At 63.8% G+C, this 10,910-nt stretch carries 12 protein-coding genes; 9 read left to right on the forward strand and 3 right to left on the reverse strand.

Annotation, left to right across the window (positions count from 1 at the left end):
• Positions 1-2 precede the first annotated feature (2 nt).
• From EN750_RS05770 to EN750_RS05800, 7 genes are all read left to right on the forward strand, one after another.
• Positions 3-767: an SDR family oxidoreductase gene (locus EN750_RS05770; protein WP_245482630.1), complete on the forward strand. Its 765-nt coding sequence runs from the start codon at positions 3-5 to the stop codon at positions 765-767.
• A gap of 25 nt (positions 768-792) precedes the next feature.
• Positions 793-984, forward strand: coding sequence for a twin transmembrane helix small protein (locus EN750_RS05775; protein ID WP_027038149.1), 192 nt, complete (start codon positions 793-795; stop codon positions 982-984).
• A gap of 25 nt (positions 985-1,009) precedes the next feature.
• Positions 1,010-1,591 (forward strand): cob(I)yrinic acid a,c-diamide adenosyltransferase, encoded by a 582-nt coding sequence (locus tag EN750_RS05780; RefSeq protein WP_027038148.1) that lies wholly within the window; start codon positions 1,010-1,012, stop codon positions 1,589-1,591.
• A 28-nt stretch (positions 1,592-1,619) separates the two neighbouring features.
• Positions 1,620-2,420: a rhomboid family intramembrane serine protease gene (locus EN750_RS05785; protein WP_127395861.1), complete on the forward strand. Its 801-nt coding sequence runs from the start codon at positions 1,620-1,622 to the stop codon at positions 2,418-2,420.
• A 228-nt stretch (positions 2,421-2,648) separates the two neighbouring features.
• Entirely contained in the window at positions 2,649-3,398 is a 750-nt protein-coding gene (locus EN750_RS05790) for an electron transfer flavoprotein subunit beta/FixA family protein (RefSeq protein ID WP_127395862.1), read from the forward strand.
• A 23-nt stretch (positions 3,399-3,421) separates the two neighbouring features.
• Positions 3,422-4,351, forward strand: a complete 930-nt coding sequence (locus EN750_RS05795) for an electron transfer flavoprotein subunit alpha/FixB family protein (RefSeq protein ID WP_027038145.1) — start codon at positions 3,422-3,424, stop codon at positions 4,349-4,351.
• Positions 4,352-4,561: 210 nt separating this feature from the next.
• Positions 4,562-5,440, forward strand: coding sequence for a 3-hydroxybutyryl-CoA dehydrogenase (locus tag EN750_RS05800; RefSeq protein ID WP_127395863.1), 879 nt, complete (start codon positions 4,562-4,564; stop codon positions 5,438-5,440).
• A 57-nt stretch (positions 5,441-5,497) separates the two neighbouring features.
• Here EN750_RS05800 and EN750_RS05805 read toward each other — a convergent pair whose 3' ends face one another.
• The 3 genes from EN750_RS05805 to EN750_RS05815 all read right to left on the reverse strand — a co-directional run bounded on the left by EN750_RS05805 (position 5,498) and on the right by EN750_RS05815 (position 8,826).
• The gene (locus EN750_RS05805) at positions 5,498-7,501 is read right to left on the reverse strand and encodes a PAS domain S-box protein (protein WP_127395864.1); all 2,004 of its coding nucleotides are present in this window, start codon (positions 7,499-7,501) and stop codon (positions 5,498-5,500) included.
• A 133-nt stretch (positions 7,502-7,634) separates the two neighbouring features.
• The gene (locus EN750_RS05810; RefSeq protein ID WP_127395865.1) at positions 7,635-8,273 is read right to left on the reverse strand and encodes an NrsF family protein; all 639 of its coding nucleotides are present in this window, start codon (positions 8,271-8,273) and stop codon (positions 7,635-7,637) included.
• A gap of 1 nt (position 8,274) precedes the next feature.
• The gene (locus tag EN750_RS05815) at positions 8,275-8,826 is read right to left on the reverse strand and encodes a sigma-70 family RNA polymerase sigma factor (RefSeq protein WP_127379999.1); all 552 of its coding nucleotides are present in this window, start codon (positions 8,824-8,826) and stop codon (positions 8,275-8,277) included.
• Positions 8,827-9,086: 260 nt separating this feature from the next.
• Between EN750_RS05815 and EN750_RS05820 the strand changes: the two genes are divergently transcribed.
• Positions 9,087-10,094, forward strand: coding sequence for an iron ABC transporter substrate-binding protein (locus EN750_RS05820; RefSeq protein ID WP_127395866.1), 1,008 nt, complete (start codon positions 9,087-9,089; stop codon positions 10,092-10,094).
• 174 nt (positions 10,095-10,268) lie between these two features.
• On the forward strand, positions 10,269-10,910 hold a 642-nt coding region (locus tag EN750_RS05825), incomplete at its 3' end, for an ABC transporter permease subunit (protein ID WP_189526058.1).

A 10,910-nucleotide genomic window follows, 5' to 3' on the forward strand; every position in this document is an offset into this window, starting at 1 on the left:
CGTTGAAGGCGGAAGGCTCGCGGGTGTTCGCAACGGCGCGCAAGCCGCAGGACATCGCCGCCCTCGAAGCCGATGGCATCGAGGCCTTCTATCTCGATTATTGCGAACCCGACTCCATCGCCGCGCTGGTGACTGCGGTGCTCGATCGCACGGGCGGCCGGCTCGACGCCCTGTTCAACAATGGCGCCTATGCGCAGCCGGGCGCCGTCGAGGATCTGCCCGTTGCGGCGCTCAAGCAGCAGTTCGAGGCGAATTTCTTCGGATGGCATGATTTGACCCGCCGGCTGGTGCCGGTGATGCGCCGCCAGGGTCAGGGCCGCATCATCCACTGCTCGTCGATCCTTGGCCTCGTCCCGGTGCGCTTTCGCGGCGCCTATTCCGCGTCGAAGCATGCACTGGAGGCCTTGATGCTCTGCCAGCGCCAGGAACTGGCCGGCAGCGGCGTCCACGTTTCGCTGATCGAGCCGGGGCCGGTGAAATCGAAGATCGCCAGCAACGGCCTCATTTGGTTTCTCAGGAATATCGACCACGAGAATTCCGTGCACCGCGTGGACTATGCGGCGCAACTCGAGCGGCTGCGAGCCGGCGGCAGCCAATCGGCCTTGAAACCAGGGCCGGAAGTGGTTCATGCGGCGCTTCGCCATGCACTTCTGTCGCGGCGCCCACGCCCGCACTATGTGGTAACAGTGCCCGCCAGGATCGGTGCGGTGCTCAAACGCATCCTGCCGGCATCGATGCTTTACCGCCTGATGGCCAAACGCGCCTGAACGCCAAAACAACTGGAACAAAACGATGGCAACCGTCTTCAACATTCTCGCCATTCTGGTCATGGTCGCCGTGGTGATCGTGCTTGTTCGCGGCCTCATCAACATGATGCGCGGCGGCTCCGGCGTCACCTCGAACAAGCTGATGCAGGCGCGCGTCATGCTGCAGGCCGTGGCGCTGGTGCTGATCCTGCTGGCGGTGTATTTCACCCGCAAGTGAGGATGCCGGCGGCCGGGGAGGCGAAATGGTCAAGCTCAACAAGATCTACACCCGCACCGGCGATGATGGCACCACGGGTCTCGGCACCGGCGAACGGCGGCTGAAATCCGACCTGCGAGTGGACGCCTACGGCACGGTCGACGAGGCCAATGCCTGCATCGGCATCGCCAGGGTCCACACGGCCGCGGCCCATCCCGCGATCGACGCCATGCTTTCCCGCATCCAGAACGATCTGTTCGACCTCGGCGCCGATCTCGCCGTCCCCGACGATGGCAAGCCGCTCGGCTATGAGCCGCTTCGCATCGTCGCCGTGCAGACCGACCGCGTCGAGAAGGACATCGATCTTCTCAACAAGGAGCTTCAGCCGCTCAAATCCTTTGTGCTCAATGGCGGCACGCCGGCAGCGGCGGCACTTCACCTTGCCCGCACCGTGGCAAGGCGAGCCGAAAGGCTGATGGTGGCACTGGCCCAGAACCCCAGCGAACACGTCAACCGCGACGGTCTGAAATACATCAACCGCGTCTCGGATTTCCTGTTTGTCGCCGCCCGGGCGGTCAATGACAACGGAAACGCCGACGTGCTATGGGTTCCCGGCAAGAACCGCTGATTGTCGAAAGCGGAAGAGGGCCTGGGGCATGTTCATCCCGCTTTACGACACCAACAGGCTGCGCCACATCCGCCTGCAATATGTGACGATCGGGCTGATCGTGGTCAACGCCCTGGTCTACCTCGCCACCGCGCTCGGCGGCGAGAGTTTCTCCAATGCCGCCGTCCTTGGCCTGGGCTTCATCCCGTCGGTCGTCCATGACACCGCCGAGCTCGATCCCCGTTTCATCGTCATCCCCGAAAGCCTGAGCTACCTCACCTATTCGTTCCTCCATGCAGACATCTTCCACCTCGGCGGCAATATGCTGTTCCTGTGGGTGTTCGGCGACAATGTCGAGGATGCGCTGGGCCACATCCGCTACCTCATCTTCTATCTGTTGTGCGCCATTGCCGGCGCCGCCTTCCAGGGCCTCGTCGCCTGGGATTCACAGGCGCCGCTGATCGGTGCCTCCGGCGCCATTGCCGGGGTGGTCGTCGCCTATCTGATCCTTTATCCCAGGGTGAAGGTCTGGGTGCTGGCCTTCGCCCGCATACCGCTGCGGATTCCGGCCTTCATCCCGCTCATCCTGTGGGTGCTGTTCCAGGTGGTGATGTTTGCCGCCGGCGGCGAGGACCAGATCTCCTGGGCCTGCCATATCGGCGGCATCATTGCCGGAGCCGTGCTGGTGCTCGTCTTGCGCAGCCGCGGCGTGCCGCTATTTGCCGGCGCCGACGAGGACGTCGCGCCCGCCGCTCCCAACCAGCCGCAGGCCACGGTTGAACCATTGGCGCCTGAGCCGCCCGCCGCAACGCCGCGCTGGGGGCGCGGAAACGCTTCCAGTTCGGACTGAACCGATTTGAGCCGCTTGCAGCGTATTGACGTGCAGGGTTGCCGCAACTACGGAAACGTCTCCGCCGCAACCTAAGGCGGGCAAGACCAGAATTTCCATCCGGCCAGAATTCCATCCGGCCAGAATTCCATCCGGCCGGAATTCAGTCAGGAATGTCGGCTTTCGACAACTCAGAACGGGCGCAGGCTGTTATAGCGCGCCCAACTAGCGTGAAGAGGTGACAGGCAAATGAAGATCCTTGTGCCCGTGAAGCGGGTTGTGGATGCGAACGTCAAGGTTCGCGTGAAGGCTGACGGTTCGGCGGTGGAGCTCGCCAACGTCAAGATGGCGATGAACCCATTCGACGAGATCGCGGTGGAAGAGGCGATCCGGCTGAAAGAAGCCGGCAAGGCGGAAGAAATCGTCGTCGTCTCGATCGGCCCGCAGCAGGCGCAGGAAACCCTGCGTACCGCACTCGCCATGGGTGCCGACCGCGCCATCCTGGTCAAGACCGATGAACAAACCGAGCCGCTCGGCGTCGCCAAGGTGCTGAAGGGCGTCGTCGACGCCGAGCAGCCCGGCCTCGTCATTCTCGGCAAGCAGGCGATCGACGACGATTCGAACCAGACCGGCCAGATGCTGGCGGCACTGCTTGGCTGGGCGCAGGGCACCTTCGCTTCCAAGATCGTGCTCGACGGCGACAAGGCCAAGGTGACGCGCGAAGTCGATGGCGGCCTGCAGACCGTGGAACTGAAGATGCCGGTGATCGTCACCGCCGACCTTCGCCTCAACCAGCCGCGCTATGCTTCGCTGCCCAACATCATGAAGGCCAAGAAGAAGCAGCTCGACGAGAAGACCCCGGCCGACTACGGCGCCGACGTCAAGCCGCGGCTGAAGGTCATCAAGACCGAGGAGCCGAGCGGCCGCAAGGCAGGCGTCAAGGTCAAGAGCGTCGCTGAGCTGGTCGACAAGCTGAAGAACGAAGCCGGCGTGCTGTAAGCGATCGGGAAAGGAACAGAAAAATGGCTATTCTCCTCATCGCGGAACACGACAACGCAACGCTTTCCGATCAGACCGCCAAGGCGCTGTCGGCCGCCCTGCAGATCGGCTCGGACGTGCATGTGCTGGTTGCCGGCAAGGGCGCCAAGCCGGCAGCCGACGCTGCCGCCAAGCTCAAGGGCGTGAGCAAGGTGCTGTTGGCGGAAGCCGACGAGCTTGCCGAGCGCCTGGCCGAACCGACGGCAGCGCTCATTGTGTCGCTGGCGGGCGCCTACGACACCATCATCGCGCCGGCGACCTCGTCGGGCAAGAATGTCGCGCCGCGCGTGGCAGCGCTGCTCGATGTCGCACAGGTGTCCGAGATCATCGAAGTCGTATCGCCCGACACCTTCAAGCGGCCGATCTATGCCGGCAACGCCATCCAGACGGTGCAGTCGAGCGACGCCAAGAAGGTGATCACGGTGCGCACCGCCTCCTTCCAGGCAGCCCCCGAGGGCGGCTCGGCGGCGGTCGAGTCCGTCAAGGCGGCAGCCAATCCCGGCCTGTCCACCTTCGTCGAGAACAAGCTTTCCGAGACCGACCGTCCGGAACTGACCTCGGCCAAGATCATCATCTCGGGTGGTCGTGCGCTGGGTTCGGCGGAGAAGTTCCAGGAGGTCATCCTGCCGGTCGCCGACAAGCTCGGTGCCGCCGTCGGCGCCTCCCGCGCCGCGGTCGATGCCGGCTATGCGCCGAACGACTGGCAGGTCGGCCAGACCGGCAAGGTCGTCGCCCCCGATCTCTACATTGCGGTGGGCATCTCCGGTGCCATCCAGCACCTCGCCGGTATGAAGGATTCGAAGGTCATCGTCGCCATCAACAAGGACGAGGAGGCGCCGATTTTCCAGGTTGCCGACTACGGCCTCGTCGGCGATCTCTTCGTCATTCTGCCGGAGCTGCAAAAGGCGCTTTGACGCTTTCTGCCAAAGCGTATTAAATGGTGAGGGTGGGGTAGACGAAGTCGCCCCGCCCTTTTAGTTTGCACTGCACAAAAACCAGGCCACAAAGGCCAAAAGCAATTCCAGCAAAAGTGCGCAGCGGTTTTGCGTCCGGAATTGCGATAAAACAAAAAGGTGGAGCGCTTTCGCATTTCATGCGGAAGGGCTCCGAACGGGATCGGTGTAATGAGCAAGATCGAGACGATCGGCATCATCGGCGCGGGCCAGATGGGCGGCGGCATCGCCCATGTCTCCGCGCTTTCGGGCTACAAGGTGCTGATCTACGATATTTCGCCCGACCGCATCGAGAAAGGCATAGCCACAATCAGCGGCAACATGGCCCGCCAGGTGGGGTCCGGCAAGCTCGACGAAAAGGTTCGCAACGAGGCGATGGGCCGCATTTCGGCCGCCCCGGCGATGGCCGATCTTGCCGGCGCCGATCTGGTCATCGAGGCGGCGACCGAGGACGAGACGGTCAAGCGCAAGATCTACGCCCAGCTCTGTCCGCAGCTCAATCCCGAAGCCATCCTGGCGACCAACACCTCGTCGATCTCGATCACGCGGCTTGCCGCGCAGACCGACCGGCCGGAGCGGTTCATCGGCATACATTTCATGAATCCGGTGCCGCTGATGAAGCTGGTCGAGCTGGTACGCGGCATCGCCACCGAGGACCAGACCTTCGAGGCAGCCAAGACCTATGTGAAGCAACTCGACAAGACGATCACGGTCTCGGAGGATTTTCCGGCCTTCATCGTCAACCGCATCCTGCTGCCGATGATCAACGAGGCGATCTACACGCTCTATGAGGGTGTCGGCTCGGTCGATGCCATCGACACCGCCATGCGGCTCGGCGCCAACCATCCGATGGGGCCGCTGCAGCTGGCTGACTTCATCGGGCTCGATACATGCCTGTCCATCATGCAGGTGCTGCATGACGGCCTGTCGGACTCGAAATACCGCCCTTGCCCGCTGCTGGTAAAATATGTCGAGGCCGGCTGGCTCGGCCGCAAGACCGGGCGCGGCTTCTACGACTATCGTGGCGAGCATCCGGTTCCGACGCGCTGAGCGGATCGTCGCCGCAAATCAGGGACAAGCCTTTCGGATGAGCGGTGACAGGCTCGATCAGGAGGCCGCGGCCAGCGGCTCTGTCCGGCCATCCACGATCTGGGCGTCCGGCGCCACGCAGACGCAACCACGGCCGGCCGCCTTGGCCGCGTAGCATGCGGCGTCGGCTCGCGCGATGATCTCGTCGACCTCGCCGCAATTGGCGTTGATCGCGGCCAGCCCGATGCTGGCGCCGATCACGTGAGGACGGCCGTCCCAGGTGAAGTCCAGGCTGCGTATCGCATCGATGATGGAGCGCGCGGCGATCTTGGCGCCGGCTGCCGAACCCGATTTCAGAATGACAGCGAATTCGTCGCCGCCGAGGCGAGCGACGATATCGTCTGGACCAAGCACCCCGCGAACAGCCTCGGCAACTCGCTTCAGCAGCGCGTCTCCCGCCGCGTGGCCGCCCGTATCGTTGACCAGTTTGAAGTGATCGAGATCGATGAACATGAACTGGTGCCCGGTGCCTTTGCCGGAGGTGCCGTCCTTGCGCGCCTGGCCGACCAGGCCCTCCATGGCGCGGATGAAGCTGGAGCGGTTGGCAAGGCCGGTCAGCGCATCGTGTGCCGCGGCGTGTGCCAGTTGGCGCTGCAGCGCGCGCGCATCGGTAAAGTCCTGGAAGACGATGACCAGCCCGCAGAATTCGTTCCGTTCGTTGACGATCGGCGACACCACCTGGCGGATGCTGCAGCGCGTGTCGTCGCGCCGGATAAGGACGGCGCGGCTGTTCTGGTCGGCGGGCGCAGGAACGCCAACCGCCGGCCGGGTCACGCCGATCCTGTGCCCCGTCTCCTCGTCGACCGCCCAGTAGACATGGCCAAGCATCTTGCCGAGAGCCTCGCCGCCGGCAATCCCGGTCAGCTTTTCGGCAACCGGGTTCATGAAGGTGACGCGGTTTGCGGCATCGGTGCAGATGACGGCATCGCCGATCGATTGCAGCGTCACCCTCAGCCGCTCCTTCTCATCGGCAAGCATTGCGGCCGACACAGTGAGGCGCTCTTCGGCCTCCTTGCGACGGGTGATGTCGGTCAGGCTGCCAATGGCCCTGATCAGCCGTCCGTCCTCGTCGCGCTCGATGGCCTTGCCGCGGTCGAGTATCCACATCCAATGGCCATCCTTGTGGCGCATCCTGAACTCGGCCTCAAAGAACGGCGTCTTGCCCTCGAGATGGGCGCGATCGGCTTCGGCGACAGTCTCGCGATCGTCAGGGTGGATCATCGTCAGCCAGCGGTCGGTGTCGCCATCGAGCTCGCCATCCGCATAGCCCAGCATCTTGACCCAGGTCGAGGAATAGGTCGTGCCGCCCTTGCGCATGTCGAGGTCCCAGACCCCTTGGCCGGCACCGGCGAGCGCGAAATTCCAACGCGTCTCCGCTTCGGCAATGCGCGCCTCGGCCTGCTTGCGCGCGTCGATGTTCTCGATTTGCGAGACGAGATAGAGCGGGCGGCCGCTGGTCTCATCGCGAATGACCGAACCGGCAAGATGGGCCCAGACGGGCGTTCCGTCCTTCCTGAGATAGCGCTTCTCGAAGTGGAAGGAATTGACCGTGCCCGCCTTCAGATCGTCCATCGTCTCCCGCCCGATCAGCAGATCGTCGGGATGCGTGATCTGGAAGAAAGTCAGCGCCTCGATCTCTTCGCTCGTGTAGCCAAGCATGGCGGCGAAGGCCGGATTGGTCTGGCGGATGCGCCCGTCAAGACCGACAACCACGATACCGATCGCCGAATCCTCCATGGCGCGGCGGAAGCGCAGCTCGCTCTCGGCGATCTGCTGGCGATCCCTGCTGATCCTGCGGATGGACAGGGCGGCGAGGAACAGCGCGCCCACCGCCACCGCCACAGCGATCTGCAGACAGAGTTTCAAGGCTTCGGTGCCGAAATCCAGGCGCGACAGCACGATCGAGGTCGCCAGCACGCCCAGGCCGGCGACGAGCAACGCCAGCCCTGCATGCCCAAGAGATTTTCGGCTGGTCAATGCTCGCCACATCACGATACGTGCCACCCCCGTGCGCAAACGCATGTTCTCGCACCAACCTTCGCGGATCGATTTTAAGGAAAGGTTGCGCCGAGATAACGGCGCGGCTGCTAACCGGCAAACAATTGCCGGCATGATTAAGGATCGGTATGCGCGAGCGGGCGAGCGTGGCGCAACGTTACCAGCGCACGAAAAACCGTCCGCCAAGCGCGCCGAGCAATGCGAGCGCTGCGATGGCTATCGTGTACCAGGTGGCGACGAAAAGCGGCGAGTCGTCGAAGCAGTGGGCGGCATAGAAGGTTGCCGCCAGCCCGCCAGCGAGCAGGCCCGCCACCGAACCGGCAAGCACCGGCCGTGTCGGCGCCCCGTAGCGCAGCATCCACAGGAAAATGGCAAGCGGACCGAGGCCGATCAACGGGATGAAGCCCATGCAGATCATCATGTTGGAGCCGACCATTTTGGTTCCCCACAGCGCCTCCGGCACCATGAAAAGCTCCAGAAGCACCGCCACGGCTACCAGCACTGGCGCCGCGGCCATCCAGGCCATCGCCCGGCCCGTAGAGGCACCCGGCGTCGACAAGGCGCGGATCAGGGCGAAAGCGCTGACGGCAAGCACGATGGTGAAGACGAACTTGGAAAGAAAGCGCATCGTGTGCGCGGCTGCCATGAAGTCCGGGCGCGGGCCGATGGTCAGCAGGAAAACCACGGCCGCGATCACCGCTGCCGCGCCTGCGGCCATCCACCAGGCAGATTGCAACGGCATCGCCTTGCTGCTTGCATCGGCGTCCAGCGCCTTGATGAGATCGTCCGTCCTCATGTCATTCCCGCCCGAACCGCCCCTGCCCGAATCGCTTGGCTATCGCGGCAAGTCCGCGATGCAGCGACACACGCACCGCCGTCTCGCTGATGCCGAATTTTGCCGCCGTCTCTCCGATCGAGCGACCTTCCACCGACACGGCCGAGACCACGGAGCGCTGTGCCGGCGACAGGCTGTCCAATGCCCGGTTGATGTCGCGCTCGCTGACGGTCTCGGTTTCCGGCTCGGCGAACGTCTCGGCGATATCGTCGACGTCGATCTCGATGCGCCGTCCGCGCCGCCGGAACGCATCGATCAGCTTGAAGCGGGCGATCGCGTAAATCCACGGCAAAACCGGCGCATCCTGACGCCAGGTATGCCGTTTTACATGAATGGCCAGCAAGGTTTCCTGCACGACATCCTCGGGATCGACCCCGCCCTGCACGATCTTGCGCCTGGCAAAACCGCGAACCAGCGCGGCAATCCGGTGCAGAAAGTCGGCGTAAGCCCTTTCATCTCCCGCGATCGCGGCCCGCATCAGCCGGGAAAGTTCGGCCTCGTCCTTGCCGCTCACAAGAGTTCACTCCCCCGAATTTCGCGTCTCGGCGCTGATTTGTTACGTGGCCGGCGAAATAATGTCCAAGCCAAACTGTCGGCAAATCACGAAAGTTTGCGGCACCGCCGAACCGGGAGCATCACGCGGAATTGTCCGTCCGGCACCGACCTTTGCACGTCAGCGACCGATTGAAGCACATCGACAATGTTGACTACTGCTGTCAGGTATCGATAGGTGCAGCCGTGACAGACCAAAGCCCCGAAATCGAGGACAATGCCATGAAATACGCTCTTTCCACTCTCGCCGGCGCCACCGCGCTGGCAATCAGCCTCGTCGCCGGTCCGGCAAAGGCGGAAGATGCCGGCATCATTGTCTACAACGCTCAGCACGAAAGCCTGACCAAGGCGTGGGCCGAAGGCTTCACCAAGGAAACGGGCATCAAGGTCACCGTGCGCAATGGCGGCGACAGCGACTTCTCCAACCAGATCGTCGCCGAGGGCGCTGCTTCGCCGGCCGACGTGTTCCTGACCGAAAACTCGCCGGCCATGGTGCTGGTCGAAAGCGCCGGCCTGTTCGCGCCGGTCGACGCCGACACGCTGGCGCAGGTTCCGCAGGACTATCAGCCGGCCAGCGGCAAATGGGTCGGCGTTGCCGCGCGCAGCACGGTCTTTGCCTACAACAAGACCAAGCTGACCGCCGACCAACTGCCCAAATCGATGCTGGACCTCGCCGATCCGAGCTGGAAGGGCCGTTGGGCCGCCTCCCCGTCAGGCGCCGATTTCCAGGCCATCGTCAGCGCCCTGCTCCAGCTCAAGGGCGAAGCCGCTACCGCCGACTGGCTGAAGGCGATGAAAACCAATTTCACCGCCTACAAGGGCAACAGCACGGTGATGAAGGCGGTCAATGCCGGCGAGATCGAAGGCGGCGTGATCTATCACTATTACTACTTCGGCGATCAGGCCAAGACCGGCGAAAACAGCAAAAATGTCGAGCTGCACTATTTCAAGAACCAGGATCCGGGCGCCTTCGTCTCGATCTCCGGCGGCGGCGTGCTGGCTTCGAGCAAGCATCCCAAGGAAGCCCAGGCCTTCCTGAAATGGCTGACCGGCAAGGGCGGCCAGGACGTGCTGAAAACCGGCGATTCCTTCGAGTACGCGGTCGGCAAGGGTGCGGACTCCAACCCGAAGCTGGTGCCGCTCGCCGATCTGCAGGCGCCGAAGGTCGACGCCACGACGCTGAACTCCAAGAAGGTCACCGACCTGATGACGGCGGCCGGCTTGCTTTAGTTGCCATTCCTCCTAAAAGGACAACCGACCACGCTCCCGCGGGAATTCGCCTTCCGCGGGAGTGATTTTGTTTTTCGAGATGGCATTCGTCGATGACGACACGCTGTGTTCCCGACCGCGATCGCGGTCCTTCAATTGCTGCCGCTGGACGGCAACGGCACGGCGTCTGACCTGATGCAGTCCGCGGTCGATTTCGCGCGTTCGGGCCTGCCTTCGGGCACAGGCCGAAGGGCCCGGCGACGCGCACCGCTTTGGCTGGTCCTCGCCGCCATCTTCGTTGCGCTGCTGGCGCTGGTGCCGCTCGCCTTCATCGTCTGGATCGCGGTGCAGACCGGCTGGGAAACCGTCGCGGCGCTGGTCTTCCGGCCGCGTGTCGGCGAGCTTCTGGTCAACACTGTCCTGCTGGTCGCGCTCTCGGTGCCGATCACCATCGTGCTGTCGGTTGCGCTTGCCTGGCTGACCGAGCGCAGCGACCTGCCGGGTGCCCGGCTCTGGTCCTGGCTGTGCGTGGCGCCGCTCGCCATCCCGGCTTTCGTGCACAGCTACGCCTGGATCACCATGGTGCCGGGACTGCACGGCCTGTGGGCCGGCGTGCTGGTTTCCGTTATCGCCTATTTCCCGTTCCTGTATCTGCCGGTGTCGGCGGCATTGCGCCGTCTCGATCCCGCCCTGGAAGACGCCGCCGCCGCACTCGGCCTTGGGCCCCGGCGCGTGTTCTGGCGGGTCGTGCTGCCGCAATTGCGGCTCGCCATCTGCGGCGGCTCGCTGCTGGTCGGGCTGCATCTGCTGGCCGAGTACGGCCTCTATGTTTTCATC

This window comes from Mesorhizobium sp. M7A.F.Ca.ET.027.03.2.1 (assembly GCF_003999175.1).
Classification (GTDB): domain Bacteria; phylum Pseudomonadota; class Alphaproteobacteria; order Rhizobiales; family Rhizobiaceae; genus Mesorhizobium.

Excerpts from the sequence above, each read along its gene's own strand:
- EN750_RS05775 (WP_027038149.1), top strand. The coding sequence starts at position 793 with ATGGCAACCGTCTTCAACATTCTCGCCATTCTGGTCATGGTCGCCGTG.
- EN750_RS05780 (WP_027038148.1), top strand. The coding sequence starts at position 1,010 with ATGGTCAAGCTCAACAAGATCTACACCCGCACCGGCGATGATGGCACC.
- EN750_RS05785 (WP_127395861.1), top strand. The coding sequence starts at position 1,620 with ATGTTCATCCCGCTTTACGACACCAACAGGCTGCGCCACATCCGCCTG.
- EN750_RS05790 (WP_127395862.1), top strand. The coding sequence starts at position 2,649 with ATGAAGATCCTTGTGCCCGTGAAGCGGGTTGTGGATGCGAACGTCAAG.
- EN750_RS05795 (WP_027038145.1), top strand. The coding sequence starts at position 3,422 with ATGGCTATTCTCCTCATCGCGGAACACGACAACGCAACGCTTTCCGAT.
- EN750_RS05800 (WP_127395863.1), top strand. The coding sequence starts at position 4,562 with ATGAGCAAGATCGAGACGATCGGCATCATCGGCGCGGGCCAGATGGGC.
- EN750_RS05805 (WP_127395864.1), bottom strand. The coding sequence starts at position 7,501 with ATGCGTTTGCGCACGGGGGTGGCACGTATCGTGATGTGGCGAGCATTG.
- EN750_RS05810 (WP_127395865.1), bottom strand. The coding sequence starts at position 8,273 with ATGAGGACGGACGATCTCATCAAGGCGCTGGACGCCGATGCAAGCAGC.
- EN750_RS05820 (WP_127395866.1), top strand. The coding sequence starts at position 9,087 with ATGAAATACGCTCTTTCCACTCTCGCCGGCGCCACCGCGCTGGCAATC.